The following is an 18686-nucleotide window of genomic DNA, read 5'->3' as shown; positions in this document are numbered from 1 at the left end:
ACACCTAATCGGTTTTTACCTAATATGCTAGAATGAAAACAAGGTGATTGAATGAAAAAAAGGAGGAACATCATCTGAAAAAAGTTGAGTTATAGAAAGGAGTATATGATGAAATTAAGTAATTCAATGAAAAAGTTTTTTGCTTATGTTTGTGCCATAGCTATGGTTGTCAGTTCGATGACATTTTATGGACAGACATCGGTTAAGGCAAAGGGAAGCGTTGCTGTAGATGGAAAAGTTTACACAGTTACAGACGGCGATGCTACTATTGCAGGATTTACATGTCAGGGAATATTTGACAAGGCAAGAATCCATTTTGCATGGGGTACAGAAGTAGATGCTGCTTCTATTACAACAACAGTAGATGGAAAAAGTGTAAAAATTGACGGAACAAATGCCCATGGTATGTTTATTCCTTTATCAGAGGTAAGCACATTGGCAGTGGGAGAATATCAGATAGTTGTTAGCGCAACAGCTACAGAAAATTCAGCTACTGTTACAGGAAATGCAACATTAAAAATAGAAGATGAAGGGGAAACAACAACAAGAGATCCTTCAGTAAAGGTTTGGATAGACTTAGGGGATGGATTCTCATATGACGATTCAACAACAGCAACAGTTAATAATATTCAGCAGCCGGATTGGTCGCCTGAAAAAGGTATATATGTAAATGTACCGGCAGGAATCAGCTCAGTTGCAGTTAATGGAAAAACAGGTGATGAAGTTACAAAAATTCAGGGAGCAGGAGTTATTGTTTTCCTTTCAGCGATGACAAAGAAAACAAACACTGTTGAAATTGAATATGCAGGTGGAACAGCAACTGTTATTATAAAAAATGAAAATGGAACAGATGATGGTGATACACCAACAGTTACACCTACAGAAAAACCAACAGAAGCACCAACAGTTGCTCCGACAGACGTACCTACAGAAAATCCGACGGAAGCACCAACAGCTGATCCAACACAGGCACCAACAGAAGAGTCAACAGCAGCTCCTGGTTCAGAGATTAAATTAGACAAGGAATTTAATGAAGAAGGAACATTTGATTTAGGTGGTTATAAAATCTATTTGGGAACCAGCTGGAATGCTTCAACTGCTAAGGCAGGAATCGATGAAAAAGATGCAAAGCATGTTATAGTTCAGCAGACAAACAGCAACTGGAATGATGCATGGGGATTACAGGTTATTAAGAAATTTTATAATTTAACACCTAATGCTACATACACAGTTGAATGGAACATAGTTGCAGCATCTAATGATGGAAACGTAATGGTAACAAACAACAAAGCTAAAATTCAATTAAATGGAGGAGCACAGACATTAACAGGAACATTTACAGCTGACGGAGAAGGAAAAGGCGAATTTGTAGTAGGAATGGGTTGGGTAGGTCTGACCAATCCTATAGAATTTTTCACCCCTGTTGTAAAGGATGCAGAAGGAAATGTTTTAGATGACAGCAAGATTGATACACCTGCTGAAAAGCCGACAGAAGCTCCTACGGAAACTCCAACAGAGGCACCGACTGAAGCACCAACAGAGGCACCGACTGAAGCACCAACAGAGGCTCCTACAGCAGCCCCAACAGAAAAGCCAACGGAGGCACCTACAGCAGCTCCAACAGAAAAGCCAACGGAGGCACCTACAGCAGCTCCAACAGAAAAGCCAACACAGAAGCCGACAGTAGCACCTACAACAGCTAAGGTAAAAGTTGGAACAGCCAAAGTAAAATCAGCTTCAAAGAAGAAAGCTTCAGCTAAGGCAAAAATTTCTCTTAAGAAAGTAAAGGGAGCAACAAAATATCAGGTACAGATTTCTACATCAAAGAACTTTAAGAAGGTACTTGTAAAGAAAACAGTAAAGAAGTTGTCATTTACAGTTAAGAGCAGCAAAATAAAGAATAAAAAGAAATTATATGTAAGAGCAAAGGCTATTAAGGTGGTAGGAAAGAAGTCTTACACAGGAAAATGGTCAAAAGCTAAAAAGGTTAAAGTTAAATAACTGAAATAGTTTCTTTACATAAAAACGGAGGTGGGTTTCTGCCTCTGTTTTTTTGTCGGAGAAAATCTGATTAGCAGTAATTCTTTAGTGGATTTGGACAATATATATAATGATAATATGGTAAAAATATACCTTGTTATTTAAATTCCATAATGGTAGAATGAATGTGATTATTTTGAACAGATAGGAAACTAAACGAACGAAGTTCGCTTATAGACATGTTTCCGATAAAATGCCGCTGACCGGAGGGAGGAGGCACTACATATTTTACAGGAGGGAAAGAATGAGGAAGACAATTGCGATATTATGTGCAGTTACCGTATTGGCAGGTTCAATGCCGGCTATGGCAGATTATACAGCCAAAGCAGTGGAAACAGAAACTGAAACAGAATTTAATGGTGATATTATAAAGAATCCATGGGGAGAATTGTTTACGGAGACAGAAGCCCCAACTACAGAAGCCCCTACACCTGGTGAAACAACAACTTCTGGTAAGCCGGAAGTTACTACCAAGTACGATACAGATAAAATTGATCCTGGAAGTCTTACATATGAGGATTTAATATGTGCAGAAAATTCGGATTTTAAAATAGGTTATTCAATAGTAAAATCAACTATTACAGGGGCGTCATTCTGGTACGGAGATGTAGGAACAACTTTACAGATTTCATTTTATGACCCTAAGGGTGAAGGTGCCAATGCAGATGTAACAATTAATGGACAGGCTCCGGCAGATGGTGTAATTACTATGTTAGGCACAGGCATTATTAAGTTAAATCCAACATTATTACCTGATAATGCATATACAATAGTTAAGATTAAACTTGAAACAGAGGGAGAACTTATATTTGTTATTAAAAGAGGAAATCCTTCAGAGGCACCAACGGAAGCACCTACAGTAACGCCAACGGAAGCCCCAACAGTGGCACCGACGGAAGCCCCAACAGTAACGCCAACGGAAGCCCCAACAGTGGCACCGACGGAAGCACCTACAGTGGCACCGACGGAAGCACCTACAGTGGCACCGACGGAAGCCCCAACAGAGGCACCAACGGAAGCACCAACAGTAGTACCGACAGACAAACCAACGGTAGTTCCAACAAATAAGCCGACAGTAAAGCCTACACAGCAGGCAACTACTAAGAAGGTTACAGTAAAGAGAGTAAAGGTTAAATCTGCTTCAAAGAAAAAAGTATCTGCAAAAGTAAAAATATCCCTTAAGAAAGTAAAGGGAGCAAAGAAATATAAAGTACAGGTTTCAACATCAAAGAAGTTTAAAAAAGTTCTTGTAAAGAAAACTGTTAAGAAAGCAAAATTTACTATAAAAAGCAGAAAATTAAAGAATAAGAAAAAATTATATGTAAGAGCAAAAGCTGTTAAAGTTGTAAACAAAAAAGTATACACAGGAAAATGGTCAAAGGCTAAGAGAGTAAAAATTAAGAAATAAACAGGAGGATTAGTAATAGAATGAAATTGTATAAGAAAATAGCAATGTATGCATTAGTTGCAACTTTATCCTTAGGAACATTTGGAGTGTTATCTTTAAGTGCCAAAGGAGCAAATGGCGACTATGATGGAGATATAATAACAAATCCGTGGCATGAATTATTCACCACAACATCCAATACAGGAGACTTGCCGGTAGATGAAACCACAACACATAACAGAGGAGACTTACCAACAGTTGTACCTACAAAAAACAACAATCAGGCAACCACTAAAAAGAATGATACAAAAGTTAAGGTTAAGGCAACTGCTGTAAAATCAGCTAAGAAATCTAAAAAGGCAGCTAAGATTAAAATATCTCTTAAAAAAGTAAAGGGAGCAACAAAATATCAGGTTCAGATTTCAAAAAGCAAAAAATTCAAAAAAGTTGTTTTGAAGAAGACAGTAAAGAAAACAAGTTTTACACTAAAGAGCAAAAAATTAAAGAACAAAAAGAAATTGTATGTAAGAGCAAGAGCTTTGAAGAAAGTCGGAAAGAAGACATACACAAGCAAATGGTCTAAAGTGAAAAAAGTGAAAATAAAAAAGTAATGAAAATCGTACCTTGAAGTATGTTAATAACAACTACATAGAAAAAGATTATGATTGGGTAAATACAATCGTAAAATAAAGTAAAATCTCCCTTCCGAAAAAGAACAGATATTTTCGGAGGGGAAGTTTTTTTTAGAATAGGTAAGCAAATTTCATATTACATTGAGTATTAAATTGTAAAATGTTAATCTATAAAAAAGAATGTAAATAGGAGGGGGCATATGTTTAAAAAGGTTATGTCATTGCTTACTGCTGTAGCTGTTATAATAGCAGGAATACAGTTTACACCGGCTAATAAAGTCAATGCGGCGGTAACATCATCAGGGGGAAGCGGATCATGGAAATTAGTATGGTCTGAGGATTTCAACGGAAATGTAGGAAGTGGCGTTGATACTTCTGTATGGAATTATGATACCGGAAACAGCGGATGGGGAAATAACGAAATTCAGAATTACACAACAAGTACAAATAACGTTTATATTGCAGATACATCATGGGATTCGGAGTCTAGTGACGGCAGATGTCTTGCAATTAAGGCACAGAGAGAAAATGGACAGATTACATCAGGAAGACTGACAACAAAGGGAAAGCAGTTTGCAAGATACGGAAAAATTGAGTGCAAAATGCGAGTTCAAAATGGCAGTCAGTCAGGAGTGTGGCCTGCATTCTGGATGATGGGTGAAAATGGAAACTGGCCTAATTGTGGCGAAATTGACATTATGGAACACAGAAACACGGAAAACACTGCAATTGGTACATTACATTGGAATCCGGGTACTTCATTATGGGATTCATATAATCATGTGTATGCAGGAAGTGAAACAAACGGTCAGTTTGGTTACATAGGAAGTATTGAACAGTGGCACAGATATTCAGTGGAATGGTATGGAGATGTAATGAAATGGTTTGTAGATGATACATGCTATGAAACCATGAGTATTTCAAGTGCAGCAATGGAAGAATTTCAGCGAAATCATTATATTTTGTTAAACCTTGCCATTGGAGGTCCAAATACACCGTTTACCCAGTATCAGACTGTAAGTGACAGCTTTTCCAATGCGATTATGTACGTTGACTACGTAAGAGTATATCAGGGTTCAGATTCTGACTTTGTAATAAATAAAAAGACAGAAAACGTTACTCAGCCTACACAGGTAGATGACGGATACACAACATGTGCATCAGATAATACTGTAAACCTTGGAAGCTGGAATTACTATGTAGGTTCATCTTGGGCAGGAACTGCAGCAAGATATAAAGGTGGTTCAGACTTAAATGATTTTTCATTGAAAGTTACGGCAAGCGGCGGACAGGAATGGGGAATGAATGCCCATACAAAGAAATTAAGTGTTACACCGGGACACACATATTCATATAGTGTAACAGTTAATTCCAATCAGGCAGGAGCTTCGGTCTTCATGAAGGATGAAGTTGGAGATATTAATTTTGGCACAAAAACATTAGTATCAGGAGATAATGTTTATTCAGGAACATTTAAACCTACCAATGACACGGTACAGTTTATGTTTGATTTAGGAAAAGTTGCCGCAGGAACTACATTAAACTTTAAGAATGTAACTCTTACGGATACTACTCCTTCAGTAATTGAAACAACGAAAGCACCTGAACCGACAACTGTTAAGCCGGTTACAGGTGATGAAGAATGGATAACAGTAGACAATTCAAATAACATGTATTCATATGCAAGTGCAGATAACATTACTGTTGTAAATGTACAGCACCCGGGATTTGCCAATGCAGATGGAATATACATGAGTACAAAGGTAGCCATAGGTTACGTTACAATTAATGGAAATAAAGTAGGAAATGAATCAGTGGCAATTGACGGTGCAGGAGCGGTTGTATATTTAACAGCACTTTCAGGGACATCAACAGTGGCATATTATGCACAGGATGGAACTTTACTGGGAAGCGTTAACATTAAAAAGAATGAAACCGTACCTGAAACAACTGAGGCTGTAACAGAAGCTACTACAGAGAGGGAAACTCATGACATGAGTAAAGACCCGGACGATATATCAAGAATTTATGTAGTTACAGATGATGCTAATCCAACAATCACAAAGGAAAGTAAAACACCGGGTACAATAACCGTTATAGGTGGAGAAGACGGTGTGAATTCCGTAAGTGATACAGGAACAATTAAATTAAGAGGAAATTCAACATCTTTGGCAGATAAAGCCGCTTACAATATATCCTTTAGTTCTAAGCAGACATTATTTAGTGGTGCTAAGGCAGCTAAAAAGTGGTGCCTTTTGGCAAATGCATTTGATAAGACCCTTATCAGAAATAAACTTGCAATGGAACTTGGAAAAGAATTGGGAATGGTGGCAACACCGGAGGAACATTATGCAGACCTATACATTAACGGACAGCTTAAGGGAACATATCTGGTAAGTGAGCCGGCAGACAATGGAAGATCAGGAGTTTCTTATGATGAAACAAATGATAAGGAAATGATGTTTGAGTTAGAGGCTGACAGAGAAGAAGCAGGAGCTACATATTATACAACAAATCTTGGTGTAAGATTCGTAGTGGAGGATCCGGAAGGCTTAGGAACAGACACTGCTAAGTATTCAAACTGGGTGAACACATTATCAGCTTTTGAAACGGCATTAACCGATACGTCTTCAGACAAAGTGTTAGACTGCATAAATGTAGATTCATTTGTGGATATGTATATTGTAAATGAATTATTTAACACGGTTGATTTTGGTTACAGTTCAGTTAAGTTCTATACAAAGGAAGATGCAAAGGGAAATACAATTATATATGCAGGGCCTTTGTGGGATTTTGATTTGTCATCAGGAAATTCATCTGTGGAAGAATGTAGAAAGACAGATGCTTTCAGATGTCAGCAGGTAAATACGTGGTTTGGATACTTAATGAAGAATAGTACCTTTAAAAATAAGGTTATTTCAAAATTTAGGTCAATGCAGCCACAGATTCAGAATCTTTACAGCGAAAATTCTTTAGGAATTAGCAGAATAAATGCTAACTTGAATTATATGGGAAAATCAAAAGACAGAAACTATTCGGCAATAAGTGAAGGCGGTGCAGGCTGGAGCCAATCAACACCGGATTCGGCTGAATACAAATATTACCCATATGGATATAGTACATTGTCACCATACATTAATTATACATATGATGAACATGTTGAATATCTCACTAACTGGTTAGAAACAAGAAATAAATGGATGTGCAGCCAGTGGAATATTAATTATAATACAGCGGGAAGTGAAACAATCAGTACAGACATTGATATTACAGGATATCAGATGACCTCTTCATTAAACGGCATAGCAGGAAATATGGGTATGCGTGTTGTGTATGAGGTAGAGCCTACAGTTAATGGAAAGGAAGTTTCCGAAAAAGGACTTATTTACGGACTGGTTTATGGAAACAATCCAATAAGTGAATCAGATTTAACATATGATTCATCCAGCGATTACGTAAAGAGATATATGGCTACCGATGCAGGAAAGTCAAGTGTTCAGTTAGGAGATTCAGAAACAGCATCATACTATGTAATGACAATGAGCTGTGATGCAGGAGATGGAACAGATAATGTAACAGCTAATGCATTTACTGCTAAATACTATGTAAGAGCATATGCAAAGTTAGCAGATGGCTCCATAGTTTACAGTAATGTGGATTCATATACTGTATACGATATTGCAGATTATATTTATCAGAATCAGTTAGTAAGCAACAAGTCTTCATATGACTATTTATATACTAAAATATTGAAATATGTAAACAGCAGTTATAAAGAGGGAGATTACGACTGGGGAAACATAGTGGTAAAATAAATGGCACACAAATAGTACATAAAGAGCTAAATACGAAGGAGGGTATTTGGCTCTTTTAAAATAAAAAAAGGAGGTACAAAATGAATAAGTTTAAGAAATTTATTTCATTATTGCTTGTTGCAACCATGATTGTTACATTTTGCCCTAATGTTAGCATAGGACAAAGTGTTGAAGTAAAAGCCGCAACTTCAGGAATAACTAATGGTGCAACTTACACAATTGTATCTGCATATAATGGAAAGGCAATAACCCAGACTGACCTTTCAACATTTTATGCAAATTGCGTAGTTTGGAATACAGATGCAATGAGTAATTTAGCAAGATGGACATTAAAGGAAACGGGAGATTATTACAATATTACCAATGCAGTATCCGGTAAGAGCATAAAAATAACCGGAAAAAATAATGGGGATAATATGGATTTAAACGGTAATGATAATTCTGATAACTACAGATGGAAACTGGTGCCTATTACATCAGGAACCTATGCAGGATGTTATTATATTGTTTCAGCGGTAAAGAATGATAGCGGTGAGGAAGAATATGCTGAAATTATTAGTGACGATGATAAAAAGGATACCGACGGTGCCCAGGTCAGATTATGGACAAAGGCAAAAAGCGTAGATTATGAGCCACGTCAGATATGGAGAATCCAGAAAAGTGACGTGGAGGATGCAACCTTTACAGAGGCAATGGCTGATAAGGCATTAGAGGCATTTAAAAATAAGTATTATGTAAAAAATTCAACCACAGGATATAACAGTTTAGGTGGCGGTTTCTGGGGAATTGCCGAAGTTATGGAAGCTATGCTTGATGGTTATGAAACTACAGGTAAATCTATTTATAAAGAAATGTTTCAAAATACATATAAAGATTTCATAGCAAGAAACGGAGATTACTGGTCAAATAATGATTTTAATGATGATATAGCCTGGGCTGTACTTGATTCAGTAAGAGCATATTTATTATTTGGAGACCAGAGTTACTTAGATATTGCAAAGAAAAACTGGGACTTTATGTATAAAAGAGGAACAGAAGGAAGAACAGACGGACTTATCAGATGGTCTCATGAAAGCGGAAGAGGTGACGGAACCACATCATGTATTAATGGTCCTGCCACAGTAGGAGCTTGTTATCTTGCAATTGCAACAGGTGATGAAAGTTACTATACCAAGGCAAAAAGCGTATTTGATGCATGGAGAAACAGTTCATTGTATGTAAGAGAAGGTGATGATGCAGGACATGTATGGGATAGTCCAGGAAACAACTGGCGTTCTACATATAATCAGGGAACTTTCCTTGGAGCTGCAATTATGCTTTATGAAAAATATGGAACACAGCAGTATTATGATGATGCATGTAATGTAATGGCAAATACGGTAAAAGGCCTTTGTTACAATAATATTCTTAAGGAAGAGAACACAAACTCCGGTGACCTTTCAGGTATGCGTGGTATCCTTATGAGATATATGAGAAAGTTCATTGTAGATTTTAATAAAGGCGAGTATCTTTCATTCTTTAAGGACAATGCAAAAGTAGCATGGATGAATAGTAATTCAAAGGGAATTATGCAGTGTTCATGGCAGAAAAAGGCAGCAGAAGATGCTACATGGGATTCTTTTGCAGCATATAATGCTATTTCACTTATGGCAAATATTCCTACATATGCAGATAGTTTAGAGAGAGATGCATATTCAAATATTGAAGCGGAAGATTTGGATTACTGTAAGGGACTTATTTCAGAAAATTCCAGTGGAACTAGTGGTGGCAGAAGTTTAGGAGGCGTAATGAACGGAAACTATGCTGCTTACTATAACATTGATTTTGGAGATGCAGGAGCATCAAAGTTGACTTTCAAGTATTCAAGAAGTACCGAAAAAGAAGGTGCAAATGGAACCATTGAATTTAGACTGGGAAGTACAACAGGTCCTCTTATAGCAAAGGCAAGTATTGAAAATACGGGAACATGGCAGAATTGGAAAGAAGTTACAATTGATACGGCACGTATTACAGGAGTACAAAATGTATATGTAGTATTTAAGGCGGATACTACTCATGTTTGCAATTTTGACTATTTTAAATTTGCAAAGGCAACAAATGATGACCAGGGATACTTTTTCTTAAAGTCAGATTCATCTAATCAGTATGCAAAGTGTAAAAATGGAAGCAGCGATACAACAATTGTGGCGTCCAGCGACAAGAGAGATGAAGGGGAACAGTTTAAGATAATTAAGAACAGTGACGGAACAGTTTCCTTTAAGTCATTAATATCCGGAAAATATATATGCATGGTAAGTGAAGGTTCATATCTTACTGCAAGTACATCAGCAATTTATAACGGAGAAAAGTTCGTTATAGAAAGATATGCATCAGATACAAGTAAGAGTAAACAGTTTGCCATTAAATCCATTGCCAATGGAAAATATCTGGCAGTTGATCCAAGTGGAGATAAGGCAATTCTTTCAACTTCCGACAGTATAGGAGGTTCATGGGAGACATTCCATATGGAAACTGTAAACGGTGAATGGATAGTACCGGATGGAACTATTTTGGTAGACAGCGCATATAAAGATGCATTCTCAAAAATAGAAGCTGAGAAAACAGACGATTTCAACGGAACAATTAATTATGATACATACCTTGGAAATACCAATGATGGAGAGTGGGCAAGATACGATAGTGTAAGATTTACTAAAACTGCAAAGAGCATCATAATGAGATATTCAGTAAGAGGTAAGATTGCTACCGGAAAGGTTTCATTGTATTTAGACAGTTTAGACGGAACACCTGTCGGTGAATTTTATCTTACAGAAACAGCTGAGGACAGTTGGGATGCATATGTTGAAAAACAGTTTGCGCTGAAAACTGAAATAAGCGCCGGAGTACATAATGTATATCTTAAATTTACACCGGACAGTGGAAAGACACATGTAGGAAATATTGACTATTTCTTATTTAGCGATGAAGCTTATGTGGAACCGACTATGGAAAGTGGAAGCATTAAAATAGAAGGATATCAGATAAGTGCTACCCGCAAAGGCAGCAGGGTTGTCGGTTCAGTAGAACCGACAATAGACGGAAAGAATGTTGTAGGATGGGGATTAATTTACGGAGTAAATAAAGCAGGTGGAAACACCTTTAATATCTCTGATGATGATATGCGTGTAAACAGTGACAGTAAGTATGTTGCAGCTTTAGATTCCACATCGCAGGGAACAACAGATACTGTATTTGGAAGCTCAGACACAGCTACATATTTTGTAAGGACAACGTTATTTGGTTCATTTACTTCGGTAGAGTATTCGGCAGAATACAAAATCAGAGCCTATGCAAAATTGTCAGACGGAACTTACAGATACAGCACTGTTAAGAGTTATTCAGTATATGATATTGCAGATGTTTTGTATAAGAATGTTAAGATGAATACAATCACTGCACATGAGTATCTTTACAACAGCATTTTGAAAGTTGTAAATCCAAATTATGCTGAGGTTGATTACAGCTGGGGAAATGATTTAGTAGGAACAAATTAAAATTTAATATAATTTAATGAAGCTGCCATACGGGATAACATCAAAGCCGGTATGGCAGTTTTTTTCTGATTTAGTTTACAAACTATCTTAATAGAGTTGAACGTTAAACCTAAAAAACGAATAAAAACACATAAAAAAAAGGACACCTGAAATAAAAAAATGTCACTCTAAATAATAAAAAATTAAGTTTATAATTAACATGTATAAATGTTTGCCATAGGCAGATAACAAATTTGGATCATTAAAGGAGGGAAAAAAGTGAAAGGATTAAAAAGGGTAAAAACATTTTTAACGTTGTTCCTTTCAGTCTGTATGGTATTCACATCAGTAACACCAACAGATTTAACTAAAGTCTTTGCAGAAGATGTAAAGACCACAGTGTATTTTTACAATGCTTCAAATTGGAGTGGAGTAGGAATACATGGGTACAATGACAGTGTAAGCGGTCAGTACACAGGAGACTGGAACACGACATTTATGGAAAAGGATGGAGATACAGGCTGGTATAAATATGAAATTAATGCAGATGTATCTAAAAATTATATTGATGTTATATTCTTTGATAAGGGTGACCCGGAAGGAGATCATGCTACACATAGAAGCCTATGTAAGGTAAATGACAGAGAGTATGTTTATTTTTCCATGAATGGTGCCAAGTATTGTTCTAAGCTTGCAACAGAGGTGGCTTTAGGAAAGGTAGGAAGTTCCAAGGTTAAGAATGCTTTTTCAGGAACAAAAATAGCAGGTAATGTTATTGAGGCAGAGGACAATGACGATAAACATGCAGATATTAATAATGAAACAAACACAGATTACGGTCAAAGTGGTACAGGAAATATAGCCCATGTAAATGACGGAACCTGGACTATGTATAATGTTAACTTTAACCGTGCAGCTTCAAAGTTTACAATAAGATATTCTGCAAAAAGTACAGTTGCAGGGGGAACTGTCAATGTATATTTAGACAGTATGGACAGCACACCTGTGGCAACTGTTGAAGTAACAGAGACAGGCTCAGAATGGAGTAATTTTGTATATAAAACAGTAGATGCCAACATACCGTCAGGTATTCATCAGGTGTACCTTAAATATTCCACATCTAAGGACTGGTGTGCTAATGTAGATTGTTTTTATTTTGAATCACCTTATGTGGATGCAGTAGGAACTCATGAAATAGAAAATGCTCATGAGACAATTTTAGGTCCGGCTAATGGCAGGGAAGTAAGTAGTAGTGGTAATTTCTCAAATGGAGCAGCCATTGGAGGTTTAAATACATGGGAGGCAGATGGCAGAGCCTACACTACCACATATGTTAATGCCAAAAATGCAGGTACATACACATTTAAATTAAAGTATTCATTAGAATGTGGAAAGGACACAAGAATTGATTATAGGATAAATGGTGATACTGACAGAGATTGGAGATCATGGACTTTAAAAGACCACAGTTCTTCATGGGATGAGGTAAAGGAATTTACAACTACGGTTTCACTTAAAAAGGGAATAAATGCCATTGATATTACAGGAGCCGTTAATACCGGTACTGATTGGAAATGGGTACGTTTAGATAACTTTGAACTTTCATATGTTTCTGAAAATAATTACAGCAAAAAAGCTTTCAGTTCAAGGGAAAATGTAGAATTAAACGGAGTACAGTTAGATGCAGGCCCTAAATCCTCAGGCAACATTGGAGGAGATGAAGGGGGAAAACTTACAGGTATAAAAGGCGAAGGATATGCAGAATATGATGTATATTTTGACAGAAAGGCATCAGGAGTAACCCTGTCATATTCTGTTGCAACGGATTGTGGTGGAACTGTTGAAATGTATGTGGATTCCATGAGTGGAGCACCGGTTACAACCTTTGACTGTAACGACACTACAGGAGGTTGGAGCGCTTATGTAACCAAAACGGTGGATGTAAATATACCTGATGGAAACCATAAAATTTACTTTAAGGTAATACCTAGAATTGCCAACAGTTATTCAGTAAACCTGGGATGGTTTAAGTTTGCATATACTCCGGAAGAAATGAATATAAGACATGAAGCAGAAAATGCCCATGCATATACTAAAGGTTCGGCATCAGGTGAATATAGCCTTGAAGTATTTTCAAATTATTCAGGAAAAACAGCTATAGGTGGCATGAATACATGGCCAAAGGACGGACGTGCATATCTTACACAGTATGTAAATGTAAAAGAAGATGGTTGTTATAACATAGTTGTGGGATACGCAAATGGTGGAGAATACGATACCAACATTGATGTTCGTGTAAACAGTTCTGATGATAGTGCATGGAAAAGTATTTCTGCACCAAAGACAGGTGGCTGGAACAGTGTAGGTGAAATAAAAGCAACTGTAGAATTAAAAGCAGGAGTTAATTATATTGATATTACCGGTGCTTCAAATATCTTGTACAACAAAGATAATGCATGGCAGCAGGTAAATATTGATTACTTTGACATAGAGGATGACAACATTGCCAAAGGAAAAAAGGCATACGCTGAAAGTGAACAAAAAGAGGGCGAAACAGTTTATCCGGCAGATAATGCAGTTGATGGAGACAGTTCTACAAGATGGGCAAATAATAACGAAGGCGGATGGATTTATGTAGATTTAGAAAGCCTTTATGAAATAGAACGTGTAGAGGTATTGTTTGAAACAGCATATGCAAAGAGTTTTGAAATACAGACTTCAAAGGATGGAAAAACATGGGTTACATCAAAAACAGTTTCATCGGAGGATTTTATAGGGGATAAAAATATTAAAAATGACGGGACTTATAATGGAAAAGTATTGTACACATCAAAAGACACATGCCTTGGAAAGGCAAGATATGTAAGAATTAAAGCTAATGAAATGAATTCTTATCATAAGAAAATGTCTATATATGAGTTAAAGGTATATGGTACAAAAGTTCCGGGTTATCTGACAGATGTGGCAGTAAATAAGGATATAACATGTGATAGTGCAAGTACCGTAAATCCTGCAAAGTATGCTACAGATGGAAAAGATACAACTAAATGGACAGCAGGCAGCACACACCCTGAATATACAATTGATTTAGGCAGGGAATATGGATTACGCAGTATAGATTTAAAGTATTCTAATGCTTATGCTAAGTCATTTAAAATTGCAACATCTAATGATGGAACAAATTGGAAGGATTTAAAAAATGTTTCTCAATGGACTGAGCCGGGTAGTGCATCAGGATTAGGTGGAGACAAGATATTAGGATATAGTTTTCATTTTGATGAGGTTAAAGCACGGTATGTTAAACTGTACGTTGATGAATGTGCAGACACCTCCCTTGGAATATCATTATATGAATTTGAAGTTTGGGCTAAGGATAATCAGAAGTCTGATTATTGGAATGAAGTAGGCAGCAAATCCCTTGGTGTTTACCCTGTATCAAAATTACAGGATACAAAATACGAAAATTCAGTAAGTGATACATATCCTTTAGGCGTTATAGATTCATCCCTTGTAACAGGAGATATCCTGTTATCAGGTGACACATATGAGGTTGTGTATGATTCAGGCAACAGAAATGTGTTCTTCTATGTTAATCCAAGAGACATAAACGTAGATTACGACAAGCAGGAAGTATTCTGGTCTAATGGTAATAGCGGAGCATCTCTGTGGGGAGCTGACAACCACGATGAAAATATTGCAAAATATATTGCAAAACAACAGGCAACGGTACAATATCAGTTACCGGAAAATTTGGATTTTGGTGACAGTGATTATGTAACTACACAGATTGGATGCAGAATATATAATCGTTCGGATATTGGAACTGACGGATATCCTGTAAGTGGAGCAAAACCGGTATTTTCAATAAAATTTAATCTTAAAATACTAAACTCCCATGGAATTTACATTGAGGATTCAATTATGAAAAATGGTACCCTTAATGTAAAGAATGCAGGTTCAGATACAACTTATTCATGGGAAAAAAGTGAAGATGGTAAAAATTGGCAGACAGTATCAGAAAAGAGAAAAGATGTACAGGTTATAAGTAATAATGGAGCGAGGGTAAATGTTGCTGATGACTTAGGTGGAGGATACTACTATAGAGTTAAAGCCGAAAATGGCAAGTGGTCACAGCCTTATCATGTTCAGTATTATAACGATGTTCAAAACGGTGATTTTGAGTTTCCTGCAATGTTTTCACATGATGAGGAAAAAGATAAGTCAATGGATGCAAGATTCCCATATAACTCAAATGGTGATGAGCAGCAGTATCCTAACGGATTTGACGGATTATTCTGGAAAACAACAGGACCGGGATATTACAACACCCGTAACCGCCATAAAACAACTCATGATATTGAAATTGTAAATGGAAGAAACTTAAGAACTGACAGTGAGACAAAACAGCAGGTCGGATTCTCGGTTTCACAAAAAGATATGTATGGTGATAATTCCCATGGCGACCAGTTCGCAGAATTAAACTGTGAGGAACAGGGAGCATTATATCAGGATATACTTACAACACCGGGTTCAGAATGTTACTGGGATTTAGACCATGCAGCAAGAAGGGTATCAAATGGAGCAACAAACTCCATGCTTGTTGTGGCAATGTCTACTAATGATGCCTTAAATTACACAAAGGATACTGAAATTGAAAAAATTGTTACTGCTGCTACAAATCAGGGAGTTACAGATGCAGTATCAACTGAATACGAGAACGGAAAGGTAATTACTTTAGATAATGGAGTACAGGCTACAGTTTGGAAAGTTACCAGCACCGCTACAGCAGGTGAGTGGAAACATAATAGTGGTAAATATACAGTACCTGTTGCTGACAAGAACTATTTAACAAGATTTTTCTTTGTATCTATTGATGGTACAGATGGAAACAGAACAATAGGTAACCTTCTTGACAATGTAACTTTTGAACAGAAGAAGCAGTACAAGATTAAGTATGTTGTAAACGGGGAAGAAGTATATACAACAACAGGTATTGTTGCCCCTTATGACAGAGTAGACATACCGGATACTCTTCCGGAAGATGTTAAGGATAGTGATGGAAATCACATTAATCTTTCAGAATACACGTTAAAAGAAAGCAACATATTAAAATATAAGAGGGATTCAGAAGGAAACATTATATATGATGGAACAACTCCTCGTACAGAAGAAAAGGGATATTACATTGATAATAATGACAGAAGATTTACTGTAGCGTATGACCATGATACATTAATTCTTTACTATCAAAGTGGAATAGTTACCCTTACCAAAAGAGTGGAGGGACTGACGGAAATACCTGATGATTATAAGGTAAAACTTACCGTAAAAGATGGAGATACTGAAAAGTATTCAAAGACTTTTGCAAAAAGTGATTTTACTGCAATTGATAATGCAGACGGTGAGACATCAGATAGTTTCTTTGCAACAGTTTCTTTTGAAGCAGCAGGTGTTTTAGATTCAGGAAAGACATATACGGTAACAGAGGAAGAGGTTAAAACGATGATTGGAACTTCATTCTATCTGTCACAGGTAACAGCCGGAAAAACAGTGAATAGTGTTCCTGTTTCTAAATTATCAGAAACCTCTGTTTCATATAGTGGTACAGCTTTTGTATATAACCCAAATACTGATAACAGCGAGTTATTTGTAAATACATATAAGCCAACCCACAAAGTAACCATTGAGAAGAAGGTTGCAGGAAATATGGGGGAACAGGAAAAGCTATCAAAGAGTTTTAGCTTTACGGCAGGTATTGCATTAGGAATGGAAAGCGTAAATGCTGTATTGTGTACAGATACTTCTGTTACAAACAGTGAAAAAGGAAAGTACAAATTTAGCTTGAAAGATGGAGAAAGTATTTCATTTATTGTATATGACGGATGTGCCATAACAGTTACTGAAACGAAAGAGGAATGGTATTCTACTACTTATACAGTGGGTGGAGTGGATACTTCAATAAATAAAGAAGCTAAGGTTGAAGATAATTTCGACCCATTAGTGACAACAAATGCAATTAATAAAGATGTAAATATCTTATGTACAAATACAAGTGAAGACTTAGGTGATGTAGAAGTACAGGGATATCAGATGAACGTCAGCAATGTAAAGGGAGCACCGGCTGAGTTCTCGCCATCATTCAGAGTTGTTTGCCGTGTAAGCAAAAATACAATTAAGAGAAGAAAAGTTGTAAAGGCAGGAGTTATTTTTGGAACAGCCAACGCAGTGGGAACAGGAGCAGATGCAGTTAAGAATCTGACGATTCCTAAATCCTCAAATCTGAACAATGACGGAACAGCAGGAGCAGAAAAGGACGGTGTAGATGGAAAAATAAAGGATAATATATATTATCACGAAGAGACCACAGGTGGATATTATGGAGACTGGACAACAAGAGAGGACGACCCACATCCATATACACATTGGAATTATTATGCTCTTACTTTCTATGCTACATCCTATATGTATGGAATGTTGACACAGAATTTAACATACCGTGCATATGCAGTTGTAGAGGGAACGGCAGATAATTATGATTATCAGGAAGATGGCAAATACTATAAGTATGAGTATGGCAATGACATATATACAATTAATATGTACGAAATTGCCCGGAACCTTTATGAGAATCAGAAAATGAGTACACAGACTGCTCATAACTATCTGTACAATAACGTTCTTAACATAGTAAATATGGACAAAAACAGATTACAAATTGCCAATGCCATGATGGTTAAACTTAATATTAAATCTAAAGGTCATGATTATAATCTTGTAAATGCATGCTACAAAAGTATGTATGATTATGTACATTGTCTTGGAGGATATAAGTATAGTCAGAGGGAAAGTTCAGTGCCAAATAAAGATTTTGCCATGAAGAAGTACAATACAGACGGAAGTATTGGTGATTATAATAAAGAGCTTCTTGAAAGGTTAAATACGGCTTCAGGCACAAAATATGATACTCTGTCCCAGTGGATTTACTACGAAGTTGAAAAAACAGAGGTAAACAAATCACCGGGCAAATACTATACAGGATACTACAGAATGTCACAATATTCCTGGAACAACGGAATAATAACAGATTATGATGTGGATGAAGAGTAATCAGATACGGAGGTAGTAAAAATGAGAAAATTATACGAAACACCTGAAATCCTGGTTACCAAGTTTGATGTTAATAAAAGGGTTATGGTGGAATTAGAAACAGGAAACGAAAAGCCGGGAGACAGATGGAATGCCGGAGTGGATATAATAAGTGGTAATTACGTTCCTCCGGACTTAGATTTGCTTGGTTAGT

7 protein-coding genes are annotated in these 18686 nt (G+C 36.7%); all 7 read left to right on the top strand.

From position 1 onward, the window contains the following. The first annotated feature begins 84 nt into the window (after nucleotides 1–84). The 7 genes from H8S00_RS10265 to H8S00_RS10235 all read left to right on the top strand — a co-directional run bounded on the left by H8S00_RS10265 (nucleotide 85) and on the right by H8S00_RS10235 (nucleotide 18685). Nucleotides 85–2001, top strand: a complete 1917-nt coding sequence (locus H8S00_RS10265) for a hypothetical protein (RefSeq protein ID WP_186840512.1) — start codon at nucleotides 85–87, stop codon at nucleotides 1999–2001. 283 nt (nucleotides 2002–2284) lie between these two features. Continuing rightward, nucleotides 2285–3448: a hypothetical protein gene (locus H8S00_RS10260; RefSeq protein WP_186840511.1), complete on the top strand. Its 1164-nt coding sequence runs from the start codon at nucleotides 2285–2287 to the stop codon at nucleotides 3446–3448. Nucleotides 3449–3468: 20 nt separating this feature from the next. Continuing rightward, nucleotides 3469–4038: a hypothetical protein gene (locus H8S00_RS10255; protein ID WP_118589899.1), complete on the top strand. Its 570-nt coding sequence runs from the start codon at nucleotides 3469–3471 to the stop codon at nucleotides 4036–4038. A gap of 221 nt (nucleotides 4039–4259) precedes the next feature. Beyond that, nucleotides 4260–7874, top strand: a complete 3615-nt coding sequence (locus H8S00_RS10250) for a CotH kinase family protein (RefSeq protein ID WP_118589897.1) — start codon at nucleotides 4260–4262, stop codon at nucleotides 7872–7874. 80 nt (nucleotides 7875–7954) lie between these two features. Next, entirely contained in the window at nucleotides 7955–11407 is a 3453-nt protein-coding gene (locus H8S00_RS10245) for a glycoside hydrolase family 76 protein (RefSeq protein ID WP_118589895.1), read from the top strand. 258 nt (nucleotides 11408–11665) lie between these two features. Next, nucleotides 11666–18493 (top strand): carbohydrate-binding protein, encoded by a 6828-nt coding sequence (locus H8S00_RS10240; RefSeq protein WP_118589893.1) that lies wholly within the window; start codon nucleotides 11666–11668, stop codon nucleotides 18491–18493. 21 nt (nucleotides 18494–18514) lie between these two features. After that, the gene (locus H8S00_RS10235; protein ID WP_158576898.1) at nucleotides 18515–18685 is read left to right on the top strand and encodes a hypothetical protein; all 171 of its coding nucleotides are present in this window, start codon (nucleotides 18515–18517) and stop codon (nucleotides 18683–18685) included. The last annotated feature ends 1 nt before the right edge of the window (nucleotide 18686 follow it).

This window comes from Eubacterium segne, from assembly GCF_014287775.1.
In the GTDB taxonomy this organism is placed as follows: Bacteria; Bacillota; Clostridia; order Lachnospirales; family Lachnospiraceae; genus Eubacterium_G; species Eubacterium_G segne.
Note: the sequence above shows the minus strand (reverse complement) of the source record. Positions and strands in the feature narration are given on the sequence as shown.